Origin of the sequence: Cupriavidus sp. Agwp_2, from assembly GCF_040784895.1 — a bacterium.
Classification (GTDB): domain Bacteria; phylum Pseudomonadota; class Gammaproteobacteria; order Burkholderiales; family Burkholderiaceae; genus Cupriavidus.
On record NZ_CP088084.1, the window covers coordinates 625,899 to 649,248 of the forward strand.

Sequence of the window (23,350 nt, forward strand, 5' to 3'; positions counted from 1 at the left end):
GGATTCCTGCCAGATTCGTTCCAGCCCCACGGTACGAGCATGCGGCCTGCACCAGGCGCGCCCGCCGTGTAATTTCTACGCCGCCGGGCCGATTTGCCACCATTCCGGCAGCAGCCGGCGCACCTCCGCCGCGGCAAAACGGTCGTCGATCAGGTAGACCACGCCTTCGTCCTGCTGCGTGCGGATCACCCTGCCAGCGGCCTGTATCACCTTGCGCAGGCCGGGATAGAGGTACGCATAGTCGTAGCCTTGCCCGAAGGCCGACTGCATGCGCGCGCGGAACTGTTCGTTGACCGCGTTGAACTGCGGCAGCCCCAGCGTCGCGACGAAGGCGCCGATCAGCCGCTCGCCCGGCAGGTCCACGCCCTCGGCAAAGGCGCCGCCCAGCACCGCGAAGCCGATGCCTTCGCCGCCCGGCACGAAGGCGGCCAGGAACGCGGCCTGCGCCGCCTCGTCCATGCCGCGCGACTGGACCCAGTGCGGGATGTCGGGATGGGCCTGCGTGAAACTGGACACGGCCTGCTGCAGGTATTCGTGGCTGCTGAAGAACGCCAGGTAATTGCCGCGGCGGGCGCGGAACTGGTTCGCCATCAGCGCGGCGATAGCCGGCAGCGACTGGCCGCGCCGGGCATAGCGGGTGGAAATCCGGCTGGCGATGCGTACCGACAACTGTTCGGCCCGGAACGGCGACGGCACGACCACGCGCGCGCAGTCGGCGGGCAAACCCAGCGTATCAAGATAGAACGCCGCCGGGTCCAGCGTCGCCGAGAACAGCGTGACGGAATGCGCCGCGGCAAAGCGCGGCTGCAGGAATGGCGCCGGAATGACGTTGCGCAGGCACAGCCGCGCATGATTGCCGCGACCGGGGCGGGTGGGGCCGGCGGCGCGGGCGGGCCGCTGGATATCGAACAGCGAATTGGCATCGAGCTGCTCGGCCAGCCGGCTGAAATGCAGCGCATCGAAATAAAACCGCTGCAGCGCCGGGTCGATCGCCGCGGGGTGCTCGGTCATTTGCGCCAGCACGGCGGCGCAGCAGTCGTCGAGCGCGCGCCGCAGGGGCGCGGGCACGTCCGGCAAGACTTCATAGGCATCGTCGGCCTGCCGCGCCAGTGCGCTCCAGTGGCGTGCCAGCCGTGCCAGGGGCCGGGCCACCGCCGCGGGCGCGCCGCGCCGGGCTTCACGCAGTGCCTGCGGATCCAGTCCGGCGGTGTACATGGCGCGGCCGCGCTCGACCAGGTTGTGCGCCTCGTCGACCAGCACGCCCGCGCGCCAGCCGTTGACGACGGTCAGCGCGTACAGCAGCGCGCTACGGTCGAAGTAATAGTTGTAGTCCGCCACGACCACATCGCTCCACCGCACCAGTTCCTGCGCCAGGTAGTAGGGGCAGATGCCATGCGCCAGCGCCAGCGTGCGCACTGCGGCCCGGTCACGCACCGGCACCTCGCAGGCGGCTTCGCGCGCGGCGGGCAGGCGGTCGTAGAAGCCGCGCGCGAGCGGGCAGGATTCGCCATGGCAGGCCAGCTCGGGATGCTCGCAGGCCTTGTCGCGCGCCACCAGCTCGATTACCCGCAGCGGCTGTGCGCCATGGTTGCGCAGTGCCTGCGCCGCGTGCAACGCCACGCCGCGCCCGGTGGAGCGCGCCGACAGGAAGAACGCCTTGTCGATGCCCTGCCCCGGCATCGCCTTGAGCAGCGGGAACAGCGTGCCGATTGACTTGCCGATGCCCGTGGGCGCCTGGGCCAGCAGGGTGCGCCCGGCGCGGTTGGCGTTGTAGACCGCCTGCGCCAGCTCACGCTGGCCGGTGCGGAATGCAGGATGCGGAAAAGCCAGCCGCGCCAGCGCGGCATCGCGGGCCTGCCGGTGAGCCAGTTCGGCCTGGGCCCACTGCAGGAAGCGTTCGCAGGTCTGGACGAAGAACGCATCGAGCGCGTCCGCGGTGAAATGCTCCACTACGGGGTGCTCGCGCTGGTTGACGATGTCGAAATAGACCACGGCCACGTCGAGCCCGGGCAGGCCGAGCTTGCGGCACAACAGGCAGCCGTAGATCTTTGCCTGCGCCCAGTGCAGGTGGCGGTGGTTGTCCGGCACGGCGGCGTCTCCGCGCACGGTCTTGATTTCTTCGAGGCGGTTGGCGACCGGATCGTAGCCGTCGGCCCGGCCGCGAACATGCAAGGGGCCGAAATCCGCGGACAGTGACACTTCCGCCTGGTAGCCCGGCCCGCGCCTGCCGGTCACCAGGGCGTGGCCGGCCACGCCTTCCTGCGCGGTTGGTGTCGGCACGAAGCGCAGGTCGAGGTCGCCGGCCTTGGCGGTGAACTCGCACAAGGCGCGCACGGCGACCACGTAGGCAGCGGCCTGCGCTGGGGCTGGCGCTGGGGCTGGAGCAGGGACCGGAACGGGGGCGGCAGGTGAGTCGACGGACACGAGCGGGAACGGCTGAAGGCTGTATGAATATACAGTATCCGAGCCGCTCCGCCGGCCGCGCGAGGCAGCGGCGGCATAAGGAAAGAGCAAATCGTTATTTCCATGTGCCCCGTACTGCGCCCTATAGTCTTCGGTTCACAAGAATATCGGCCGCCAGCGCCCGACCGGCGGCCGGCACACGACTGGAGCATGACCTTGACCCGCGGCATCACCCTTGGCGACACCCTTTCCTGGCCGGCGCGCTACCTGCCCCGCAAGACCGCACTGGTCAGCGGCATCGGCGCCGCGCGGCAGGCCTGGACGTATGCGGAACTCGATGCCGAGGTCAACCGCCACGCACACGGGCTGCGGGCGCTCGGCATCGGCAAGGGCGACGTGGTGGCCGCGTTCCTCTACAACACGCCGGCCTTTGTCTTCACGCTGCTGGCGACGGCGCGCCTGGGCGCGGTGTTCAACCCCGTCAACTACCGGCTGGCGGCACAGGAGCTGGCTTACATCCTGAACGACGGCGCCGCCAAGGCGGTGCTGTTCGAGCAGGAAGGCGCCGCGGTGGTGGAGAAGGCTGCGGAACTGTCGCCGGGCACCGCGCTGCGCATCTATGCCGACGCGGACGCAGCCCCGGCATTTGCCACGCACCGCCTCGATGCAATCGCTGCCGGCCAGCCGTCCACGCTGCCCGCGGCCGACATCCGCGAGGACGACCCTTGCATCCTGATGTACACCAGCGGCACCACCGGCCGCCCCAAGGGCGTGCTGCACACCCATCGCAGCAAGGTGCAGCACAACGCGATCATGCACCAGGCCATGACGCTGTCGCGCGAGGACGTGGGCTTGTCGGTCGCGCCGCTGAACCATACCGCCGAGCTGCACACCAGCTTCCTGCCGCGGCTGCAGGTCGGCGCCACGCAGGTGCTGCAGCGGCGCTTCGATGCGGGCGAGGCCTGGCAGCTGGTGGAAAGCGAGGGCGTGACCCACTTCTTCGCCGCCCCGACCATGATCGGCATGCTGCTGAACCACCCCGAGGCGGAAACGCGCGACCTCTCGTCGCTGCGGCTGGTCGAATACGGCGGCGCCTCGATGGCGCCGCACCTGATCCGCGAATGGGACCGCAAGATCGGCGCTGGCCTGGTACAGGTGTACGGCACCACCGAGATGGGCCCGTGCATGTCGGTGCTCTATCCCCACGAGCAGCTCAGCCGTGCCGGCTCGGCGGGCCTGCCCGCGCTCGGCCATGACCTGGTGGTGGCAAAGCTGCGCGACGATGGCGCGCCGACCGATCCGGCGCAGCAGTGCGCGCCCGGTGAAGTCGGCGAGGTGCTGGTGCGCGGCGCCTGCATGATGCAGGGCTACCTGAACCGGCCCGACGCCAATGCGCGCGCGCTGGCGCATGGCTGGTACCACACCGGCGACCTCGGCAGCCTGGACGCCGACGGCTACCTGTGGATCCGCGACCGCATCGACTACATGATCAACTCCGGCGCGGAGAACGTGTACCCGCGCGAAGTCGAGGACGCGCTGATCGAGCACCCGGCCGTGCTGGAAGTCGCGGTACTGGGCGAGCCCGATCCCACCTGGGGCCAGGTGGTAGGTGCGTATGTGGTGGTGCGCGGCGATGCACCGGTCAGCGCCGAACAGCTCGACGCCTTCCTGTTGCAGGGCGACCGGCTGGCGGCCTACAAGCGGCCGCGTCGCTATCACTTCCTGGACGCGTTGCCCAAGACGACCAGCGGCAAGATCCAGAAGCACATGCTGCGCGCCGGCGCGCAGGCGGCGTAGCGCGCCGGCCGCGGCTCATCCGCCCGGCACCGCGCGGATACGCAGCAGGCCGCTGGCGCCGCCGGCCAATGTACCCCGGGCCGGGCGCCCACGCCGGCCCACCGCGGCAGCGCCAGCGCTGGCTGCCTCCTTCTTCTGTTCGCGATACTCGACAAGCATCGCCTCGCGCTGGCGGACGCGTTCTTCCAGTACGGCAATCGACTGGCTCAGGCGCGTCATTTCGCTGCCCTGGCGCGACGCCGCTTCGGCAGCATGCGCAAGCCGCTCCAGCGCGGCCTTGCGTTCCGCTTCCAGCAACTTCTGCGCTTCCTTGCCCGCCACGCGGGCCGCATCCAGTTCCAGCGCCAGCCGCCGCTCATTGGCCGTGGCGCGGGCGGTCATGGTTTCGCGCTCCTGGTCCCACGCGGCGCGTTCCGCGGTGAATTCCCGCTGCAAGGCGGCGCGCGCCTCCAGCGCGACGCCGGCCTCGGCGCGTAGTGTCTCGACCTGCTGCTGCAGGCCTGCAGCGCGGGCTTCGGCCTGCGCGCCGCGCTCCAGCGCCTCGTCCCGCGCGCGCGTCAACGCCGCCATCGCCGCTTCGGCACCGTCCAGCCGCGCCTGCATGACCAGGCGCTCCTGCTCCAGCGCTTCCCGTTCCGTGGCTAACGCCGCCTGAGTCTCGGCCAGCGCCGTTTCGCGCACGGTCAGCGCTGCCTCCGCCTGGGCCCGGGCGACCTGCATCGCGGCTTCCCACAAATAACGCGCCGCTTCGGTAACTGGTTCCGGACAACCCGGCTTCGGCGTGAAACCTTGCGGATCCTGTAATCGCCCGCCCAATGCGGCAAACCATGCGTCGAGGTGGGGGCTCACCGTATTCGGCGAGCCGCGCCCGAGGTGCAGGCGGATGCGTTCGATGGTCGGACGCTGTCCTGCCTTGAGCAGGCTGTCGGCGGCGTTCCAGACATCGTCGCGGGTAATGCCTCGGGTGCCTCGGGTGCCTCGGGTGCCTCGGGTGCTGAGCGTTTCCATGGTGGGTCCGAAGAAAGCCAAAATAAGGTTCGATAATGGATACTTATCGAACGCTATTCGATGTGTATGTATGATATACTACAGCATACATCATATTTATTATGATCGCAGCCAACCCACCCCAGATTGCCTCCGATGTCGAATTCCCGGCGCCGCTTCGCCCGTCTGAACTGGATCCCCTTGCCGAACAGGCCGCGAACGCGCTTCAGCGCGAAGGCGAGTCGCCCAACACCGTGGCGAGCTACCGTTCCGCCCTGCGTTACTGGGCTGCCTGGCATGGGCTGCGCTACCGGCAGCCGGTCCGGCTTCCGCTTGCTCCTGCCGTCGTGGTTCAGTTCATCGTCGACCACGCCACGCGGCAGACGCCGCAGGGGCCTGTCTGTGAACTGCCCCAGGCGATCGACCAGGCGCTGGTCGCTGATGGATACAAGGCCCGACCCGGCGCGCCCGCGCTGTCCACGCTGACGCACCGCCTTGCGGTATTGGCCAAGGCCCATCGCCTGCAGCAGTTACCCAATCCCTGTGCCGACGCGTCGGTGCGCGAGCTGATGTCCGGCATCCGCCGCGCCTATGCACGCCGCGGGCAACGCCAGACGCGCAAGGCCGCGCTGACACGCGACCCGCTGCTGCAGCTGCTCGCTACCTGCGATGACTCATTGCGCGGCGTGCGCGACCGCGCGCTGCTGCTGTTTGCATGGGCCAGCGGCGGCCGCCGCCGGTCCGAGGTCGCGCGCGCCACGGTGGAGAATCTGACGCGCGTTGCGCCGGGCGAATTCGTCTACGTGCTGGGCTGGTCCAAGACCAACCAGTCAGGCCGCGATCATGCCGATGCCACCAAGCCCGTGACGGGCGCGGCCGGACAGGCGCTGGAGGCGTGGCTGGCCGCGTCGGGCCTTGGCAGCGGGCCGCTGTTCCGGCGCATCCGGCGCGGCGGCCATGTGGGTGAAGGGTTGTCCGACGCTGCCGTGAGCCGCATCGTCAAGGCGCGCTGCGAGCAGGCGGGACTGGAGGGCAACTACTCCGCGCATTCGCTGCGCGCGGGATTCGTCACTGAAGCGGCAGCGCAACAGGTGCCGCTGGCCGAGACCATGGCAATGACTGGCCACGCCAGCGTCGCCACGGTGGTGCGTTATTTCCGTGCGGCCGACATGCAGCGCTCGCGCGCGGCGGACCTGCTCGGGCCAGCACAAGCGGAAGAGAAAAAAGGCTAGTGGGCGCAGAACGCGCCGCAAATGCGGGTATTTCGCTATCCCCGCACGCTGGCCCGGGATGCGTCAGGTGCCTATACTGGCAGGCGCGCCGGACATTGCCAGATGCGCTGGCCGGCAGCACCCGAAGGTCCGGCAGGTGATGGCGACCCGCCCGGACGAGCCCACGATGTGCGCCGGAGCGCCTGCCGGAGCGACCGGACCGGCTGCCGGTCCAACCCAGTGGAAACGCGGAGATGGGCATGCCCAACGAACAATTCCTCGCCACCCAGGAAACTCGCCGCTCGGGGCTTCAAGCCTTGCGGGCGGCCTTGCTGCAAGTTCACAAGGAAGTCATCGGCTACGACCGCAGCCAGTACGAACGGCTGAACGGCCCGATCCCGGCCGGACTGTTTGTCCAGCTGGTCACGGAGGACAACTTCTTTCGCTGGCTCGATCCGCTGTCTCGGCTGATCATCGAGGTCGACGAAGAACTTGAATCGAAGGAACATCACGACGACACCTGCCGCGCCGTGGCGCGTGCCGCCGAAAAACTGTTCAGCGACGGCGCCGATCCCGGCTTTCGCAGGCGCTACCAGGAAGCATTGCAGGACGAGTCGGGTGTCATCGTGGCGCACGGGCGCCTGATGTCCGTGATCGGGCAGTTGCGGCAGCTGCCTTAGCTATCGTGGCGCGCGGTCAGGCGTCAGGACGTGGCGTCGAACGCCTGGTGGTAGCGCACCTCGCCGACCGGCACCGGGCCGCCAAACGAGATGGCCTGGAAGTACTCAGGCGGTACGCCGGGGAGGACCAGACCGGCATGCACCTGGAAGCCGAAGCGGCCGTAGTAAGCGGGGTCGCCTAGCACCACGCAGCCAGCGCCGCCCAGGCGCCGCAGTTCGTCCAGCGCCGCCTCCATCAGGCTGGTGCCGATACCCTGCCTTTGCCGCTCTGGCCAGACAGAGATCGGACCAAGCCCATACCATCGCGTTGCCCCAGACGAGACCATGACCGGCGAGACCGCGACATGGCCGACGATGGCATCGCCGTCCACGGCCACCAGCGATATTGTCAGCTGACCGGCGCGGCGCAGCGCATTGACGGTGAATTGCTCGGTATGGCTCGAGTACGGCTCGCTGCGGAAGGCGGCTTCGGTCAGTTGCGTGATGGCGTCGGCGTCGGCCGGCCGTTCATTCCGGGTGCGAATTTCCATGTGTCGATGAAGTGTGCCGGATGGCGCGATAGTGCTGCATGGCTCATGGCGATCGTGCGCCGTTTTGGGCAAGACCGGATGTTATGCCTGGCCGTGCGCCCTGGCCACCCTCGCCAGCCATCCGTCACCGGCTCCTGCCGCCGCCACGTCCCCCTGCGGCCCAGCCGCCTTTGCCACGCCCCCCGCCATGCCAGCCGCGGTGTCCGTGATGCCCGTGATGTCCGTGGTTCCAGCCTCGGCCACCGCCGCCATAAATAAAGGCAAAGCTGCCGTAATAGCTGCCATATCCCGGCCCGTAATAGGGGTAGCCCGGCGCGACCGGGTAGCCGCTGTAGTACGGCGAGCTGACCGGGTACGCGGGATAGGCCAGATAGTCGTCGCTGGCATAGGGATAGGCCACGCATCCAGCGGCCAGCGCTGCCGCAAGCAACACACCATATCCGTAGCGCATGGGTCCCCTCCTTGCATCGCCTGCCTGGTTTGCGGGCACAGGGTTAGACCGCGGCGGCTGCCACGCAATTCCACTGCCACCCGGCGGTAGTGGCGATCCCTTGACGAGCAATACCACGCGACTCATGGCAATTCAAGGACATATTTAGGAGTTATCCGATATTGGCATGAGAAACCCCGTATTACATTGCCCCTTGCACCCGGCCCGCGGGTGCCCCGACAGAGCCAGGTTGACCCCCTTCCTGGTTCCTTGCACTGCCACGATGGTCCCCGCCATCGTGGCAATTTTTTTGCCACAGCGCGGGATTACAGGCCCTTCTCGACCATGTCCAGCAGCCGTTGGCCGAGCGCCTCGGCCATCTCCTGCGCGCGGCTGCGCAACGGGCCGTCGATCAGCAGGATCGCCAGGCCATGCACGGCGGACCAGGCCAGGTATTCGGCACCGGGCCTCCGCTCCGGCGGCATGACGCCGGCCTCGACCAGCTTGTCGAGCGTGGCGCCAAGCAACTGGAAAGGGTTGAGTCCGCTGTTGCCCGCCTTGGCGGGATCGGCGTCATCCTCGACTTCATCCGGCACGGAAAAGGCCGTGCGGAACAGACCGGTTTCCGACAGCGCAAAGCGCAGGTAGCCCGTGCCGACCGCGCGCAGGCATGCACGCGCATGGGCGGCGGCGCCACGGCCCGGGCGCAGGCCGCCGATCTCGGCCTCCATGGCGATCGCCAGCGATGACAACGCGGAGGCTCGTACCGCCTGCAGCAGGTCCTGTCGGCTGGCAAAGTGCCGGTAAGCGGCATTGGGAACGACGCCGGCACGGCGCGTGGCTTCGCGCAGCACGATGGCGTCGGGGCCGCCTTCGCGGGCGAGGTCGATGCCGGCGTCAAGCAAGGCGCGGCGCAGGTCGCCGTGACGATAGGTGGCGCGCGCCGGTGGCGCGGGGACGGCCGGCTTCATGCGGCTCCCCTGTGATGCTGGATTCGGTTCATTATCTGTAGGCGCTTATAGTGAACAGTGTACACAAACAAGACGCCACCGGCTCAATGCATCTCCGCATCCGCGGCCGGTATCAAAGGATCGGGGCGAACAGCTTGGCCACGTGCATGGCCACGCGCAGTGGCGCGGGCGCGCCCAGGAACTCATCCAGCCCGATGCGGGTGGCATTGGCGAAGTCGGTTTCCAGCATCGCCGCCACGTCGGTAGCGAAGCCCTTGTCCGCCGTCATCACCATCAGTTCGAAGTTGAGCCGGAACGAGCGGTTGTCGAGGTTCGCCGTGCCCACCGCGGCGGCTTCGTCGTCGATCAGGATCACTTTCTGGTGCAGGAAGCCCGGCTGGTAGCGATACAGCTTGATCCCCGCTGCGACTGCCTGGTACGCATAGATGGTCGACGCGGCGTAGACGACCAGGTGGTCGGGGCGCGCCGGTATCAGGATGCGTACATCGACGCCACGCAAGACCGCCAGCCGCAGCACGGCGAACACCGCCTCGTCCGGCACGAAATATGGCGAGGTGATCCACAGCCGGTGCCGCGCCGACTGGATCGCCTCGACAAAGAACAGGGAACACGTTTCCTGCGAGTCCGCGGGGCCGGTGGGGACCACCTGGCAGGTCATGCGGCCGCCCACCTCGGGTGGCGGCATCAGCAAGTGCGGGACTTCGCGCGCGGCCCAGTACCAGTCTTCGGCAAAGGCCATCTGCAGATCCAGCACGGCACTGCCGCGCAATGCGATATGGGTGTCGCGCCACGGCGCCAGCGGCGGACGCTCGCCCAGATATTCCACGCCAACGTTGTGGCCGCCGATAAATGCCTCGCGCCCGTCCACGATGACCAGCTTGCGGTGGTTGCGGAAGTTGAGCTGGAAGCGGTTGACGAAACCGCGATGCGTGGAGAACGGCCGGGCATCGACGCCCGCCTCGAGCAGCGTGCGCACATAGCGACGCGGCAGCGCATGGCAGCCGATACTGTCGAACAGGAAGTACACCTTGACGCCAGCCTGAGCACGTTCGCACAGCAGCGCCTGCAGGCGCTGGCCCAACGCATCGTCGTGAACGATGAAGAACTGCACGATCAATACCTGCCGCGCCTGGCCGATCGCCGCAAGGATGGCATCGAAGGTCTGCGTGCCGTTGACCAGCAGCCGCACGTCGTTGTTGGCCAGGCAAGGCATGCCGGTCAGCCTCGGCAGCGCGCGCATGCAGACCTGCGTGGGCGCATGCACCACACAGGCGCTGCGGGCCTCGCGTTCGCGCGGGGTCATGCCATGGCGGATCTCGCGCAGCCGGTCGTCATTGAAGCGGCGCGCGTCGACATAGCCGGCAAAGGTGCTGCGCCCGAAGATCAGGTACGGGACCAGCGTGAAGTACGGCATCATCAGCAGCGACCCCGCCCAGGCAATGGCGCCCGGCGCGGTGCGCACCGTCATGACGGCGTGCAGCGCCGCCACCACGCCGACGACGTGAAAGGCCAGGAGGATGACGGCGATGACACTCGGGCTCTGCAGCATCGGTGGCTTGAGTCCCCGCACCGGAACACGATGCGCGCTATTTTGGCACACCCGCCGGCCGGATGTTGATAGCGCGACGCCCGGGCTGCCTTCTTTTTTGGCACGCCGATGGGATGACGGCGCCAGGCGGCCGCCAGGCCCGGGGCTAGCCCGTTGTCCACAGGATCTGTGGACAACTTCGTCGCCCGCGCACGCCCGGCCGGGCGCTACCCGCTCCCGGGTATCGCGCCGGCAAAGAAATGGCAAAAAACGGCAAGCATTTTCGGAAATGTCCGATTGTTCCACGGCACGCGGCTTTTTACTCTTTGAGGCCGCACAGTGCTCCGCCTTCCGCAGCCTGTCATGCGCGGCGCTTCGGTTCCGATCCAGTTCAAACGCTGCCCGGTACCTGTCCGGTGCCAGCCGTCTCCACACGCCGTCACGCTTCATATGCCGTCGCCGATCACTATTGCGCTGCTGCTGGGCAGGTCATCCCAGCTCCAGGACGTTCCAGACCTGCTGATGCGTTCAGGTTTTCGCTGCAGCATCTTCGATGCGGGCCGCGACCTGATCCACAGCGCCCTGCAGCAGACCTACGACATGCTGCTGCTTCCCGACGAAGTTGCCGACATTCCGGCCGTCGACGTGATCCGCGCGGTGCGCAGCGCGCGCTCGCGTGATGTACCGATCATGATGCTGGGCAGTGACAGCAGCGAAGACCGCCTGGTCGATGCGCTCGACGCCGGTGCCGACGACTACATGTGCCGCCCACTCAGCCACCGCGTACTGCTGGCGCGCATCGCCGCGCTGCGCCGTCGCGTGACAGGCGAACGATTACGCCAGGGGCTCGTGGTACGTGCCGGCCCGTACCAGCTCAACAGCGTCGGGCGCTTCGCCACGCTGCGCGACGAGCGCATCGAACTGACGCCGAAGGAATTCGACCTGGCCATGCTGCTGTTTTCCAATGTCGGCCGGATGCTGCCAAACAGCCGCATCGAGCAGGCGGTATGGCGCCATGAATTGCCGCCGCTGTCGCGGGCGCTGGCGGGATTGATGTCGCGGCTGCGCAAGACGCTGCGGCTTGGCATCGAGAACGGCATCATCGTCACCGTCGTCTATGCCCACGGCTATCGGCTAGACGTGCTGGAGGAAAGCAGCCTGCCGCGCCTGCCGTCATCCGGCCGCAACCTGCCCGCACGCAAGCCCTCCGGCTGCTAGGCCGGCAGCGCTGCCGCCAGCGAAAGGAAGTCGAGCACCGCCATGCCCGTGGCCGAACGCTTGGCCTCGCGCTTGGCGGCTGCGGCGGCAGCGCCGATATGCTGGCTGCCCAGGCGCTGCAGCGCAGCCACGCCCTCCCCGCTCACGCACACGACTCCCGCCGCCATCGACACCGGCGGAAAGAACACCGCGTGGCCGTGCCGGTCTTCTCCCTGCATGCCACCGGCAGCACGATCCCCCGGCGCATACATGGCGAGTGCCGCGTCGTTGAAGCGGCGAATCGCCTCGTGCATTCGCGCCGGCCAGTCGTTGCTCTGGAACAGCACCAGGAAGTCGTCGCCGCCGACATGGCCAAGGAAATCGCGCGCGGGGTCGCACGCCTCGGCCAGGATGGCGGCGGCGCCCTTGAGCATTTCGTCGCCCTTCCAGTAGCCGCCTGATCCGCGCGATCACCGAAGTGCGCATGGAAGCGGCACGCTATGCCAATCCGCTGACGTGCAAGTTCTTCCTCATGCTCGATCCCTTCGGCGATGACGCGCCCGCCGAAGGCGCTCATCATGCGCATCACGGCACGCAATATCTCCAGCCGCCGGGAACACGAGGCGATGCCGCGCACCAGCGACTTGTCGATCTTGACGAACTGCGGCGACAGGTGCGCCAGCAGATCCAGATTGGCATGCCCGGAGCCAAAATCGTCCAGCGCATACTGCATGCCCAACTCGCGCAGCACCGACATGGCCGTGCCGAAACTGGCAGCATCGCCGATCGGGGTCTGCTCGGTGACCTCGACCACCAGCCGCGATGGTGCAATGCCGGCGCGCAGCAATGCCGCCGACAAGCGCTCGCGATCGGCCAGCAGGTGCCGCAAGGTCATCGGACTGAAATTCAGGAACAGCTTGCCCGGCAGGTCGAGGCCGCGCCAGGCAGCCAGCGCGGTGCGCGCCGCCTCGATTTCCAGCGCGACAGTGGTCTCCACCCCCTGCGCCAGGCGGAACAAGGCTTCCGGCATTGCGTACGGCGAGCCCGCCGGGCCGCGGACCAGGGCTTCGTAGCCGAGCAATTCGGGTGCCAGCCTGTACGATCGGCTGGAACACCGCATGCAGCGGCGGAATCTGCGCGCGTGGCACCGCTGGCCCGGCAGCAAGGCTTGGCGCGAGGTGGAGCGGTGGCAGTGCGGCATCGTGGCCGGGCATGAGCGGATCCGGAAGGCGAAGCAATTTGGCGGAGCAGGTTGGCAGAGCAGATTGGCAGAGCAGATTGGCAGAGCAAAAGGCGTGGAAGCGGGCCACATTGCATGACATGGATATGACAGCACGATGACAATCCCGTGCCTGTCATGTCACGCCGGCGTCACGTTGATCGGCCACCATCCGTGCGCCGCCAGCGACCCTCCCGCACGAGGAAGGCGCAACGGCAAACCGGGTCAAGCCCGGGCTGCGCTGCCACCCGCTGCGGTTGGCTGGACGCGCGCCCGTCAGGAGTCATCTCCGTGTTGCACGTCATCAAGTCAAGCCTGCCGGGCCGCCGCCCGGCTTTTGCCGCGCTGGGTCGGGCCGCCTCGCGCCTGGGCCGCCTGCCGCTGGTCGCACGCCTGTGCATCGCCTTTGCCCTGGTCTACCTGTTCGGGGCCGCGGTCGGGTTGACCGGCATCGCCAACCTGGTGTCGATCAAGGCGCGCACCGATACCCTCTACCAGCAAGACATGCACGGCGCCATATCGGCCGAGCGCGCGCATTCGGCGCTGGCCGCACTCGGCCGCGCCCAGTTGGCGCTGACCATGGCCACCAGCGGCGCCGAGCGCGACACCGCCGCCAGCGAAATCGACGAAGCATTGGCGCGTCTCGACGCGGCGCTGGCAGGCGTGCGCCGGGCCAATGCCGCACAGGCCGGGCCGCTGCTCGACGCGCGGCAACGCGCCGCCGAGCTGGTGCAAGGCTATGTAGCGCTGCTGCGCAAGCAACCGCTCGATCTGTTGCAGTTCGACAGCGCGGTCTCGGTCGAGGGCCACTTTGTCACCGAGCAATTGCAGGCGCTGAGCCAGCGCATCGAGGCAGTGCGCGTGCTGCAGGAGCGGCAGGCTGCCGCCACGGTGGGGAGCGTCGCCGCCAGCCAGCTGCGCGCGCAGGCGTGGATGGTGGCCCTGCTTGGCGCCAGCCTGCTGGCCGCGGCAGCGCTGGCGTGGATCGCCGCACGCAGCCTGCGGGCCGAACTGGGTGGCGAGCCGCGCGACGCCGCCGAGATTGCGCGGCGCATTGCCAGCGGCGACCTGACCGCCACGATTGCGCTGCACCCCTCGGATCGCAGCAGCATGCTGCACCACGTGGCAGGCATGCGCGACCAGCTCGCCGGCGTGCTGGCACGCATACATGGCTCTGCGCAGGAGATTGCCGCGGCCAGCCAGCAGATCGCCGCGGACAACCAGGCCTTGTCTGCGCGGACGCAGCTGCAGGCCACCGCACTCGATGCCGCGGGCGCCAACATGCAGGCACTTGCCGGACGCGTTGCCGAGGCACACGCGCAGGCAACCGAATCGAGCCTGCTGGCCGACCAGGCGCGCACCGCGACCGATGCCGGCGCGGAGGTGGTGCGGCAGATGCGAGGCGCCATGGACGCGCTGCACGGGCACTCGCGCCACATCGCCGAAATCGTCAGCGTGATCGAGGGCATCGCGTTCCAGACCAATATCCTGGCCCTCAACGCGGCCGTCGAAGCGGCCCGCGCCGGCCCGGCCGGGCGCGGCTTTGCAGTGGTGGCGCAGGAAGTGCGCGCGCTGGCCCAGCGCAGCGCCGATGCCGCGCGCGAGATCGGCGGCATCATCGGCACAGCCACGCATGAAATTGGCACGGGCGCGCGCCTGAGCGGCGACGTGGTCGCGGCCATGGAGCGCATCGCCAGCGCGGTACGGCATAGCCATGCGCTGGCCGGCACGCTGTGCACGCTGGCCGACCAGCAGGCCGCCAGTGTGCAGGCGGCTGCAGGATCCGTCACGCAGCTGCGCCAGACCGCCCAGCAGAATGCCGCCCTGGTGGACGAGCTGGGCGGGCAGGCCGGGCGCCTCGACCACCAGGCTGCGGTCCTGGCCGAGGATGTGGCGCGATTCCGCTTCTGAGCGGCGAGGTTTGTTGCTGCCTGGTAGGGGCCTGATTAGGGCCCGGGTTGCTGCCCCGTCGCGGTTTTGTGTCAGGCAGATGTGTCAGCGCGAAACATTTGACATGGCGAGGTAACCGGCATTTACGACTTCCTCGACAAAGTTACAGATCTGTTTCAACTGAAGCGAAGCCAGTTACGTGTAGGCCGCTAACTGACGAGTAATCTTGCCTCACACCAACTGAACTGGCATCCGCCCAGGAAACCATGGCTGAACGACTGATCATGCTGGACGTACCCGGCGTCCTGTATTCCGACCGCTCCCGCGCCCGCCTCGGCGGCATTCCGGATTCGGGCACGCTGCGCGATGTCAGGTTCTTCGATCCGATCGCGCTCGGATTTGTCCGCAGGCTGTTCGGTGTCGCCGGTGCACGCGTCGTGGTATCCGATGCCTGGCGTCGCGGCACGCCGGCCGCGATCCTGCAGCAACTGGACTTGCAGATCGAAGCCATGACCCCGGCCACCGCTGGCGGCCACGGCGCAGAGATCGCCGCCTATTTTGCGCAGGCTGCGGCGCCCGTCCATTTTGTGATCCTGTCCTGCGCTGCGCCCGAGTCCATGCCGGAAGCCCTGCGCGACCACCTGGTCAGCGTTGACCCCGCGCTCGGCCTGACGCTGGAAAACTTCCAGCAGGCGCTCGGCATCCTGGGCGTGGCCTGCCCGTCCACGGTGATGCCCGCGCCCAAGCTCGATGCGGGCCTGAAGGCCAAGCTCGCGCAACTGCAGCAACTGGCGCGCGAGAACCCGGCGCGCTTCGCCCCGGAGCAGGCCACGCAAGTCATGCGCGAGTACGTGCACGCCTGATCCGCAGCCAACCACCTTTGCGGCAAGCCAAGCGGGGCGCCTTCGGGCGCCCTGTTGCATTCCGCGTGGCGCTCGATCCCCGCGTGATCCCGTATCATGCTCGCTGTCGCCGGCAATCCCGCCGGCACCATCGCCAGGATCATCCAGGACACTGCCATGCCCCACCTCGTCATCGAACTCACGGAAAACACCCGCCTGAACTGCTCGCAGGAAGAGTTGCTCGATGAAGCCAACGCCGCGCTGCTGGCATCGGGGCAGTTCCAGGAGGCCGATATCAAGTCGCGCTGCATCACGCTTTCGACCTACCGCCAGGGCGTGGACGCCGCTGATCGCGCTTTCGTGCATGCGCGCCTGTCGATCCTGGATGGGCGCGACACCGCCGTGCGCCAGGCGCTCGGCCAGGCCGTCTGCGACGTGATCGCCGATGCCGTGCGCACCGGCGTGGACGGCGGGCAATCGGTACAGGTATCGGTGGAAGTGTGCGAGATGCAGCGCGCCACTTTCGCCAAGCAGGTCATTGCCTGAGATCGAGTAGGGTGAGGGGTTACCCCCTCAGCCCTCTCACACCACCGTACGTGCGGTTCCGCATACGGCGGTTCACGAACGAGACTGCAAGCGCCGCTGAGTATCAAGCAGCGAGATCAGCCCCATGGCGTCGAAGTAGCTTTTGGGGAAGGCATCGCGCATGTGTAGGGCACCTGCGCTCCACCATGGCCCGCGCCCATTGAGGGCGGACTGGGCTGCCCGCTTGGGGGCCAGCCCTTGACGCCGCATGAGCGCCAGTCGAGTTCGCCAGCCTTTGGCTTGCCGCCATATCAGACAGCGCAACCGCCGGCGCACCCACCCGTCCAGTTCCTCCAATGGCCTCTTGCTCTGCGAGTACTGGAAGTAGCCAATCCATCCGCGCAGCACCGGATTCAGCACCGCTATCGTATGAGCCAGGCTCCTCCCTCGCCCCTTGCGCATCAGTTCCTTGATTCGTCCGGCCAGCCTTTGCAGACTTTCCGGTGCAATACGCAGCTTGGCCTGACGATGTGCTGTCACGCTGTAGCCTAGGAACTTGCGCGCCCACGGGCGACCACACGTGCTCTTGCCTTCGTTGACTTGCAGTTTGAGCCGTTCCGCAAGGAACGCCGTCATCCCGGCCAACAGCTTCTGTCCCGCCGCCTTGCTTCGGACGTAGATATTGCAGTCATCCGCGTAACGGCAGAACGCCAGCCCACGCTTCTCCAGTTCGCGGTCCCAATCCGTCAACAGGATGTTCGACAGCAGTGGCGACAGCGGCCCGCCCTGTGGCGTGCCCTGCCTCCTTGCCTCGACCACCCCGCTACGCATCAACCCCGCTTCCAGATACCGCCGGATCAGCTTGAGCACCCGGGCATCCTTCACCTGCCGGGCCACCCTCGACATCAGGATGTCGTGGTTGACCCTATCGAAGAACTTCTCCAGGTCGATGTCCACCACCCAGCGCCGTCCTTCCTGCACGTACCGCTGTGCCTGCAAGACCGCCTGCTGAGCGCTGCGCCCCGGCCGGAAGCCGTAGCTCGACTCGGAGAATCCCGGTTCGTAAATCGGTTGGAGTACTTGCAACAACGCCTGCTGGATCAGCCGGTCCACCACCGTCGGGATGCCCAGTGTCCTCATCCCACCCGAAGGCTTGGGGATGTCCACCGCGCGCACCGCCTGCGGGATGTACTGGCCGGCCAGCAGCGCCGCCCTGACGCTCGGCCAGTGCACCTTCAGCCAGTCGCGCAACGCCGTCACCGCCAGGGCATCCACCCCAGCCGCGCCGCCATTGCTGACCACCCTCCGGTACGCCAGCCACATGTTGCTTCTCTCGACCACCGCCTCCATCAGCGATGGCGCCTGCGCTTTCGTTTGCCCAACAGCCGCCGTGCCAGCCTCCGCACCCCCATCGGCACCAGGCAGGTTCCGCCCGCCTTCCTCCGCTGTGGGCTGCACTCGTTCGTGCATTTGGGCTTCGTCGGTAAGCATCGAGGCCGGTCGTCCTAATCGCGCTCATTCATGTTCGGCCCTTCAGTGCCAACCGCGCACCTAATATGGCCTCTGCTGACTTCTGCACTGCCATCCCAGCGCCTCTCGACGCCGGTAGCACACCATGGCAGCAGTGCAGATCTCCCCGGGTATGACACACTCACCTTCACGCTTATGCCTGTCGGATATACGCCGCACCGTTCCGTGCAAGTACCGGGCTTTGGCTCTTTGGGCCGCCTCACCCCGATGCGTCGCCTCGTATCCGCTTCCTGTTCGTCAGGCCAGCGCTTTGCCTCGGGCTTCCTTCAGACCCCCAGTCGCCCGGGGAACCCTTGCCTCCGGCTAACACTTCCCCTTGCCGGGTGTGTAGGGGACTTGCACCCCCAAGTAAGTGCGCCCTGCCGGGCGCACCCAATAAAAAACCCGCGGCCTTCGCAGGCCGCGGGCACCAGCTTCGGGGAAGACGCCGAAGCCTGTCACGGGGAGCGCCCCCGCACCCATGACGTTTGAGATTCTAGGTGGCGAGGCGCGCCGGCGGATTGACCTTGATTAAATGCTGCGCATTGTCCCAGCCATAAAAAAAGGAGCCGCGAGCGGCTCCTTTTTTTATTGGGACTGGCTGGCGCAGATCAGGCCGCGGCGTCCTTCAGCTTCTTCAGCGGGCGCACCTTCACCTTGACGCTGGCCGGCTTGGCCGGGAACCAACGCTCTTCACCGGTGAACGGGTCCTTGCCGAAGCGCTTCTTCTTGGCGGGGACTTGCTGTGCCGTCACCTTCAGCAGGCCCGGCAGCGTGAATTCACCAGCGCCCTTCTTGTTCAGCGCGCTGACGATGGTGTTTTCCAGATGGGCCAGCACCGTCTTCACGGTCTTGGCTTCCAGTTCCGTCTGGGTTACCAGGTGAGCGACCAGGCTCGACTTGTTGAAGGTGTCCTTCAGCGGGCGCGCAACGGGCGCAGCGGCGGGAGCAGCCTTCTTGGCCGGCGCGGCCTTCTTGGCGGCAGCCTTCACGGGTGCCTTGGTTGCCGCAGCCTTCTTGGCAGCGGGCTTGGTTGCAGTCTTCGCGGTCGGTTTAGCTTTGGTCGCCATATCGATATACGTAAGTTGAACGATGGATGCCGGCTCATCGTTTTGCATCGCTCAGCAGCGCTGCGCAAAACGCCTTGTCGGCGCCCACTGAATCATAGCGGAAACAACCGTAAGTCAAGGGGTTTTCGTGCATGCGAAACGCAAAACCCCGTGAAAACCCCGGGTTTTGTCGCGGCTTTGCCTCAGTGAACACGCAAAGAGGGCCTACGTACCCCCGTTTTGGCGCTTTCACGCGCAGCGCAACACGACTGCGCGGCCCGGATTCCGTGCCTCAGTCGCGCACCGAAAGCGCAAGCAAAGGGCCTGCAAACAGCGCGCCGAGCGCGAGCAGCGGCAGCGATGCATCGGCCTGCGTCCATGCGTGCGACAGTGCCGGCAGCCCGGCCTGCATGCCGAACACGCTGGCCACGCACAGCAGCGAAAGCGGTCCGACCGCGGCGAGCGCAAGCGTGCGCAGACGCCTGCCGCGAAGAGTCGGCGAAAGGCTGGCGAGGGGCCTGAGTCGGGACATGTCCGGTTCCTTGAGTGGGATGCGGGCATTGTCGGCAGCGCTGGCTGAACCCGGCCTGAGCGTTCTGTTCAGCCCGCGTTCAGGCTTTTTGATGCAAACTTCGGGCCATGAAGCGATTCTCCGCGCCGCTGCCCCGCCCTGTCCGCCTGCTGTCTGCCGCCGCACTGGCAGCGCTGCTGGCGCTCGCGGCCATGCCTGCCGCGCATGCCGACAAGGATGCCGACCGTGCCCGCGCCGCGGTGCAGTCGGGCGAGATCCTGCCGCTGTCGCGCATCCTTGAAACCGTCTCGCGCCAGTTTGCCGGCGACGTGATCGGCGTCGAGCTGGACCGCGACGATGGCGTCTGGCAATACGAAGTCAAGCTGTTGCTGCCGGGCGGCTCGGTGGCCAAGCTGGAATACGATGCGCGCACCGCCGCGCTGATCAAGGCCAAGGGCCGCGGCCTGGAAGAGGCGCGCAAGAAACCGTGAGCGTGCCCCGCCCGCCAACCTGCCCACCGGAAGACACTGATGCGCATCCTGCTGGTTGAAGACGAAGCTGCCCTGGCCGCGCAGGTCCGCGCCAGCCTGGCCGAGGCGGGCTATGCGGTCGACATCGCCACCGACGGCATCGATGCCTGCCACCTCGGCGAGCAGGAACCCTACGACGCCGTCGTCCTGGACCTGGGACTACCCCGGCTCGACGGGCTATCCGTGCTGCGCCGCTGGCGCGCCGGGCAGGTGAACGTGCCGGTACTGATCCTGACCGCGCGCGACAGCTGGACTGAAAAGGTCGAAGGCATCGACGCGGGCGCTGACGACTACCTGGCCAAGCCGTTCCGCATGGAAGAATTGCTGGCACGCATCCGCGCGCTGATCCGGCGCGCACACGGCATGGCCGTGCCGGAGCTGCAATGCGGCCCGGTGCGGATGAACCCGCGCGCTGGCACCGTCACCGTCGACGGCGCGACCGTCGTGCTGACCTCGCATGAATTCCGCGTGCTGGACTACCTGATGCATCATCCGGGCGCGATCGTCAGCAAGACCGCGCTGACCGAACACATCTACGCCCAGGACTTCGACCGCGACAGCAATACCATCGAGGTTTTCGTCGGCCGGCTGCGCCGCAAGCTGGGCGTGGACGTGATCGAGACGGTGCGCGGCCAGGGTTACCGGCTGCGGCCGCCGCCATGCGCCGACAATGCCGGCAGTGCCGGCACCCCTTCGAACCAGGCATAAATGCCCGCCCGCCTGCGCCGTTCGCTTGCGCTGCGCCTGCTGGCGCTGGCCGCGATCTGGCTGGCCGCGGCACTTGGCGGCAGCGGCTGGTTGCTGTCGACCCTGTTCGAGCGCCACGTCAACGATACCTATGTGCGGCAGCTCGACCACCAGCTGGCCAGCCTGGCTGCAGCGCTGGACTGGAGCGCCGACGGCAAGCTGGTACTGACGCGCACTCCGGCCGATCCCCGCTACGAACTCCCTTACTCCGGCGCGTACTGGCAGGCGCGCGCGCCGGGTGCGCTGCTGCGCTCGCGCTCGCTGTGGGACACGGAGATGCCGACCGCGGTGGAGCGGCGCGTACCCGGCGCGCAGGCGCAAGTGCGTCTCGGGCCTAACCATCAGTCACTGCTGGTGGTGTCTCGGCAGCTGGTGCTGGCCTCGGCGGATACCCCGGTGGAAATCGCGGTAGCGCTGGACCGTACTGAACTGCGCGCCGCGCGCCGCAACTTCAACCGCACGCTGGCGTGGTCACTGACGGCGCTGGGGCTGGGCCTGATGCTCGCCGTGGCGGCACAGGTGAAATTCGGCCTGGCGCCGCTGGCACGGCTGCGGCGCGCGCTGGAAGCGATGCAGGCGCGCCGCGAAGCGCGCCTGGGTGGCGACTGGCCAACGGAAGTGGAACCGCTGGTCAGCGAGATCAACGCGCTGCTGGCACGCAACGCGCAGGCGCTGGAGCGCTCACGCCGCCAGGCGGCCGACCTCGCACATGCCGTCAAGACCCCGCTGGCGGTACTGGCCAATGAGTCCGCAGCGCTGCCGGGCAGCGCCGCCTCGGCCGTCGCTGCGCAGGTGGAAGCGATGCGCCGCCAGGTCGACCGCCATCTGGCACGGGCCCGCGCCGCGGGGGCGGCGGGCGCACGCGGCATGCGCATCGAGGCCGGCCCCGCCGTACGCGAGCTGGTGCGAGCGCTGTCGCGGCTGCATGCCGGGCGCGCGCTGGCGCTGGAAGTCGAAGGCAACGGGCATTTTGCCGGCGATCGCCAGGACCTGGTCGAGATGCTGGGCAACCTGCTGGACAACGCCTGCCAGTGGGCGCGCACGCGCGTGCACGCCACGCTACGCGAGGCCGGCGGCGAACTGGAAATCCTGGTCGAGGACGATGGACCGGGCATGCCGCCCGAGGCGCGCGAACTGGCCACCGCCCGCTTCGGCAGGCTGGACGAGGCGGCCGCCGGCAGCGGGCTGGGCCTGGCGATCGTCACCGAGATCGCCGCGATGTACGAGGGCAGCCTGGCGCTGGCGACCAGCCCGCTGGGCGGGCTTTCGGCGCGGCTGCGACTGCCGGCAGGCCTGCCCTGATCCGCTTGGAAACGCCTTGTCAGTGCGCGCGTGCCGCCATCGCGTCACGCGTGTCGCGCGCCAGCCCCAGCGCAAAAGCAGTCTCGGCGACCAGGAACAGCGGGCCGATCAGCAGCCCTACCAGGTCGTCGACGAACGCCGGCTTGCGGCCTTCGTAGTAATGGCCGATGAACTGGATAATCCACCCCGCCACGAACAGGCCGACGCCGATGGCCAGCCACGCAGCGGTGGGCATGGCGGCGATGTGCGCCCCGGCATAGAGGAAAAGCGCCAGGATCGACGCCATCGCCACGCCGAAGCCAAGCGACAGGCGCAGGTAGAACAGGCACGACAGGATATACAGCAGCATCGCCGGGGTCAGGTGGGCGGAGCCGTCGCCCAGAGGCATGGCCGGCCGCGCCAGCAGCGTGGTAACCGCCAGCACGATCATCGGGATGCCGATGAAATGCGTGAGGATATTGCGCGGATCACGGTGGTAGGCGGCGTAGCTGGCCAGGTGCTCGATCAGGGTTTTCACGGGGCGTCTCCATTGTGCGCAGGCGTGCGCGGAAGCTGCCGCCTGCTGCTGTCCGCGCTCAGGTCGCGATGTGGACTTATAGTAATGAGCGCGCACCCGCGGGTCTGTCTGGTTTTTGACAATCCGCCTGGCGCGCAGGCGCCGCTGTGTGTCCATCCGACACAACGGCTTTGCCAGACTTTCCGCCCCCACAGGAGACCGGCATGGGATCCGCGCCCCCGCCGCACCGCCACGCACCGCTGCCGGCCAGTCCCGCGCACGCAAGCGCGCAGCCGGACGCCGCACCGCCGGGTGACGACCCGCTCGCCGCGGTGCGCGCCGGCGCATGGTTCAGCCAGCTGCCGCCGGCGTTGCGCCAGGCACTGCTCGACGACGGCAGCCTGCGCCGGCTGGTGCCTGGCGAGACCTTGTTTGCCCGAGGCGACCGCTTCGACGGCCTGTACTGCGTGGCCAGCGGCACCGTGCAGATCCACGCCAGCGGCGAATCGGGCAAGGCGGCGCTGCTGGGCCTGCTCGAACCCGGCACCTGGTTCGGCGAGATCTGCCTGTTCGACGGGCTGCCGCGCACACACGACGCGCGCGCGGTCAGCGCTGCGGCCCTCTGGCACGTGCCGCGCGCGCCGCTGGAGCGGCGCCTGGCGCAGCATCCGGCATGGTGGCAGGCATTCGGACAACTGCTCGCGGCGAAGACGCGCCAGGCCTTCGACTATGTCGAGGAAACGCAGCTGCTGCCGCCGGCGGCACGCATTGCCCGGCGCCTGGCCGCGATCGCGCATGGCTATGGCAACCTGCCGGCGCATGCCGATGCGGTGCTGCGCGTGCGCATACCGCAGGAACAGCTGGCGCAGATGCTGGGGCTGTCGCGCCAGACCGTCAACCACGCCCTGCGCGAACTCGAGGCGCGCGGCCTGCTGCGGCTGGAATACGGCGGCATCGAGCTGCTCGACCTGGCCGCGCTGGAAGCGCTTAACTGAA

General features: G+C 67.9%; 21 protein-coding genes and 1 pseudogene. 11 read left to right on the top strand and 11 right to left on the bottom strand.

The annotated features are described in order from the left end of the window. Positions 1 to 75 precede the first annotated feature (75 nt). The gene (locus LPA45_RS20615; protein ID WP_317925775.1) at positions 76 to 2,343 is read right to left on the bottom strand and encodes an ATP-dependent DNA helicase; all 2,268 of its coding nucleotides are present in this window, start codon (positions 2,341 to 2,343) and stop codon (positions 76 to 78) included. 270 nt (positions 2,344 to 2,613) lie between these two features. Between LPA45_RS20615 and LPA45_RS20620 the strand changes: the two genes are divergently transcribed. Continuing rightward, positions 2,614 to 4,200 carry a fatty acid--CoA ligase gene (locus LPA45_RS20620; protein ID WP_376790671.1) on the top strand — a complete coding sequence of 529 codons (1,587 nt, stop codon included), beginning with the start codon at positions 2,614 to 2,616 and terminating at the stop codon, positions 4,198 to 4,200. Positions 4,201 to 4,215: 15 nt separating this feature from the next. On the opposite strand, the gene LPA45_RS20625 is transcribed toward LPA45_RS20620, so the two are convergent. Next, entirely contained in the window at positions 4,216 to 5,208 is a 993-nt protein-coding gene (locus LPA45_RS20625; protein WP_367395104.1) for a DNA-binding protein, read from the bottom strand. A gap of 101 nt (positions 5,209 to 5,309) precedes the next feature. Between LPA45_RS20625 and LPA45_RS20630 the strand changes: the two genes are divergently transcribed. Both LPA45_RS20630 and LPA45_RS20635 read left to right on the top strand, forming a co-directional pair. Then, positions 5,310 to 6,419, top strand: coding sequence for a site-specific integrase (locus LPA45_RS20630; RefSeq protein ID WP_116322147.1), 1,110 nt, complete (start codon positions 5,310 to 5,312; stop codon positions 6,417 to 6,419). 233 nt (positions 6,420 to 6,652) lie between these two features. Next, entirely contained in the window at positions 6,653 to 7,078 is a 426-nt protein-coding gene (locus LPA45_RS20635; protein ID WP_116322148.1) for a hypothetical protein, read from the top strand. A 23-nt stretch (positions 7,079 to 7,101) separates the two neighbouring features. Here LPA45_RS20635 and LPA45_RS20640 read toward each other — a convergent pair whose 3' ends face one another. The 4 genes from LPA45_RS20640 to cls all read right to left on the bottom strand — a co-directional run bounded on the left by LPA45_RS20640 (position 7,102) and on the right by cls (position 10,558). Then, complete coding sequence (locus tag LPA45_RS20640) at positions 7,102 to 7,608, bottom strand: GNAT family N-acetyltransferase (RefSeq protein WP_317925471.1); 507 nt, start codon at positions 7,606 to 7,608, stop codon at positions 7,102 to 7,104. Between the two features lie 124 nt (positions 7,609 to 7,732). Next, positions 7,733 to 8,059 carry a hypothetical protein gene (locus tag LPA45_RS20645; protein ID WP_317925473.1) on the bottom strand — a complete coding sequence of 109 codons (327 nt, stop codon included), beginning with the start codon at positions 8,057 to 8,059 and terminating at the stop codon, positions 7,733 to 7,735. Between the two features lie 305 nt (positions 8,060 to 8,364). Beyond that, entirely contained in the window at positions 8,365 to 9,009 is a 645-nt protein-coding gene (locus tag LPA45_RS20650) for a TetR/AcrR family transcriptional regulator (RefSeq protein ID WP_116322151.1), read from the bottom strand. A 112-nt stretch (positions 9,010 to 9,121) separates the two neighbouring features. Beyond that, on the bottom strand, positions 9,122 to 10,558 hold the full coding sequence (gene cls / locus LPA45_RS20655) for a cardiolipin synthase (protein WP_116322152.1): 1,437 nt from the start codon (positions 10,556 to 10,558) through the stop codon (positions 9,122 to 9,124). A gap of 441 nt (positions 10,559 to 10,999) precedes the next feature. Here cls and LPA45_RS20660 point away from each other — a divergent pair, with 441 nt between their 5' ends. Beyond that, positions 11,000 to 11,755, top strand: coding sequence for a response regulator transcription factor (locus tag LPA45_RS20660; RefSeq protein ID WP_116322204.1), 756 nt, complete (start codon positions 11,000 to 11,002; stop codon positions 11,753 to 11,755). On the opposite strand, the pseudogene LPA45_RS20665 reads toward LPA45_RS20660, so the two are convergent. Then, positions 11,752 to 12,948, bottom strand: a pseudogene (locus tag LPA45_RS20665) (EAL domain-containing protein). The gene LPA45_RS20660 and the pseudogene LPA45_RS20665 overlap by 4 nt on opposite strands. 296 nt (positions 12,949 to 13,244) lie before the next feature. Between LPA45_RS20665 and LPA45_RS20670 the strand changes: the two are divergent. From LPA45_RS20670 to LPA45_RS20680, 3 genes are all read left to right on the top strand, one after another. Beyond that, the gene (locus LPA45_RS20670) at positions 13,245 to 14,864 is read left to right on the top strand and encodes a methyl-accepting chemotaxis protein (RefSeq protein ID WP_317925479.1); all 1,620 of its coding nucleotides are present in this window, start codon (positions 13,245 to 13,247) and stop codon (positions 14,862 to 14,864) included. A gap of 245 nt (positions 14,865 to 15,109) precedes the next feature. Next, positions 15,110 to 15,706 (top strand): HAD domain-containing protein, encoded by a 597-nt coding sequence (locus LPA45_RS20675; protein ID WP_317925481.1) that lies wholly within the window; start codon positions 15,110 to 15,112, stop codon positions 15,704 to 15,706. Positions 15,707 to 15,862: 156 nt separating this feature from the next. Further along, complete coding sequence (locus LPA45_RS20680) at positions 15,863 to 16,231, top strand: 5-carboxymethyl-2-hydroxymuconate Delta-isomerase (RefSeq protein WP_116322205.1); 369 nt, start codon at positions 15,863 to 15,865, stop codon at positions 16,229 to 16,231. A gap of 72 nt (positions 16,232 to 16,303) precedes the next feature. Here LPA45_RS20680 and ltrA read toward each other — a convergent pair whose 3' ends face one another. The 3 genes from ltrA to LPA45_RS20695 all read right to left on the bottom strand — a co-directional run bounded on the left by ltrA (position 16,304) and on the right by LPA45_RS20695 (position 19,300). Then, complete coding sequence (ltrA, locus tag LPA45_RS20685) at positions 16,304 to 17,701, bottom strand: group II intron reverse transcriptase/maturase (RefSeq protein ID WP_317925466.1); 1,398 nt, start codon at positions 17,699 to 17,701, stop codon at positions 16,304 to 16,306. A 629-nt stretch (positions 17,702 to 18,330) separates the two neighbouring features. Continuing rightward, positions 18,331 to 18,789 carry an HU family DNA-binding protein gene (locus tag LPA45_RS20690; RefSeq protein WP_116322206.1) on the bottom strand — a complete coding sequence of 153 codons (459 nt, stop codon included), beginning with the start codon at positions 18,787 to 18,789 and terminating at the stop codon, positions 18,331 to 18,333. A gap of 271 nt (positions 18,790 to 19,060) precedes the next feature. Then, positions 19,061 to 19,300: a hypothetical protein gene (locus LPA45_RS20695; RefSeq protein WP_116322155.1), complete on the bottom strand. Its 240-nt coding sequence runs from the start codon at positions 19,298 to 19,300 to the stop codon at positions 19,061 to 19,063. A gap of 107 nt (positions 19,301 to 19,407) precedes the next feature. Here LPA45_RS20695 and LPA45_RS20700 point away from each other — a divergent pair, with 107 nt between their 5' ends. The 3 genes from LPA45_RS20700 to LPA45_RS20710 are packed head-to-tail and all read left to right on the top strand — an operon-like array spanning position 19,408 to position 21,858. After that, entirely contained in the window at positions 19,408 to 19,770 is a 363-nt protein-coding gene (locus LPA45_RS20700; RefSeq protein WP_116322156.1) for a PepSY domain-containing protein, read from the top strand. Positions 19,771 to 19,809: 39 nt separating this feature from the next. After that, positions 19,810 to 20,517, top strand: coding sequence for a response regulator transcription factor (locus LPA45_RS20705; protein ID WP_317920186.1), 708 nt, complete (start codon positions 19,810 to 19,812; stop codon positions 20,515 to 20,517). Then, positions 20,518 to 21,858, top strand: a complete 1,341-nt coding sequence (locus LPA45_RS20710) for a sensor histidine kinase (protein ID WP_317920185.1) — start codon at positions 20,518 to 20,520, stop codon at positions 21,856 to 21,858. A gap of 19 nt (positions 21,859 to 21,877) precedes the next feature. Here the strand turns inward: LPA45_RS20710 and LPA45_RS20715 are convergent, their stop codons facing one another. After that, positions 21,878 to 22,375: a DUF962 domain-containing protein gene (locus LPA45_RS20715; RefSeq protein WP_317920184.1), complete on the bottom strand. Its 498-nt coding sequence runs from the start codon at positions 22,373 to 22,375 to the stop codon at positions 21,878 to 21,880. Between the two features lie 203 nt (positions 22,376 to 22,578). Between LPA45_RS20715 and LPA45_RS20720 the strand changes: the two genes are divergently transcribed. Continuing rightward, complete coding sequence (locus tag LPA45_RS20720) at positions 22,579 to 23,349, top strand: Crp/Fnr family transcriptional regulator (protein WP_233528305.1); 771 nt, start codon at positions 22,579 to 22,581, stop codon at positions 23,347 to 23,349. Position 23,350 lies beyond the last annotated feature (1 nt).

Excerpts from the sequence above, each read along its gene's own strand:
- LPA45_RS20645 (WP_317925473.1), bottom strand. The coding sequence starts at position 8,059 with ATGCGCTACGGATATGGTGTGTTGCTTGCGGCAGCGCTGGCCGCTGGA.
- LPA45_RS20710 (WP_317920185.1), top strand. The coding sequence starts at position 20,518 with ATGCCCGCCCGCCTGCGCCGTTCGCTTGCGCTGCGCCTGCTGGCGCTG.
- LPA45_RS20705 (WP_317920186.1), top strand. The coding sequence starts at position 19,810 with ATGCGCATCCTGCTGGTTGAAGACGAAGCTGCCCTGGCCGCGCAGGTC.
- LPA45_RS20680 (WP_116322205.1), top strand. The coding sequence starts at position 15,863 with ATGCCCCACCTCGTCATCGAACTCACGGAAAACACCCGCCTGAACTGC.
- LPA45_RS20630 (WP_116322147.1), top strand. The coding sequence starts at position 5,310 with ATGATCGCAGCCAACCCACCCCAGATTGCCTCCGATGTCGAATTCCCG.
- cls (WP_116322152.1), bottom strand. The coding sequence starts at position 10,558 with ATGCTGCAGAGCCCGAGTGTCATCGCCGTCATCCTCCTGGCCTTTCAC.
- LPA45_RS20640 (WP_317925471.1), bottom strand. The coding sequence starts at position 7,608 with ATGGAAATTCGCACCCGGAATGAACGGCCGGCCGACGCCGACGCCATC.
- LPA45_RS20695 (WP_116322155.1), bottom strand. The coding sequence starts at position 19,300 with ATGTCCCGACTCAGGCCCCTCGCCAGCCTTTCGCCGACTCTTCGCGGC.
- LPA45_RS20650 (WP_116322151.1), bottom strand. The coding sequence starts at position 9,009 with ATGAAGCCGGCCGTCCCCGCGCCACCGGCGCGCGCCACCTATCGTCAC.
- LPA45_RS20625 (WP_367395104.1), bottom strand. The coding sequence starts at position 5,208 with ATGGAAACGCTCAGCACCCGAGGCACCCGAGGCACCCGAGGCACCCGA.
- LPA45_RS20690 (WP_116322206.1), bottom strand. The coding sequence starts at position 18,789 with ATGGCGACCAAAGCTAAACCGACCGCGAAGACTGCAACCAAGCCCGCT.
- LPA45_RS20720 (WP_233528305.1), top strand. The coding sequence starts at position 22,579 with ATGGGATCCGCGCCCCCGCCGCACCGCCACGCACCGCTGCCGGCCAGT.
- LPA45_RS20635 (WP_116322148.1), top strand. The coding sequence starts at position 6,653 with ATGGGCATGCCCAACGAACAATTCCTCGCCACCCAGGAAACTCGCCGC.
- LPA45_RS20700 (WP_116322156.1), top strand. The coding sequence starts at position 19,408 with ATGAAGCGATTCTCCGCGCCGCTGCCCCGCCCTGTCCGCCTGCTGTCT.
- ltrA (WP_317925466.1), bottom strand. The coding sequence starts at position 17,701 with ATGCTTACCGACGAAGCCCAAATGCACGAACGAGTGCAGCCCACAGCG.
- LPA45_RS20675 (WP_317925481.1), top strand. The coding sequence starts at position 15,110 with ATGGCTGAACGACTGATCATGCTGGACGTACCCGGCGTCCTGTATTCC.
- LPA45_RS20620 (WP_376790671.1), top strand. The coding sequence starts at position 2,614 with ATGACCTTGACCCGCGGCATCACCCTTGGCGACACCCTTTCCTGGCCG.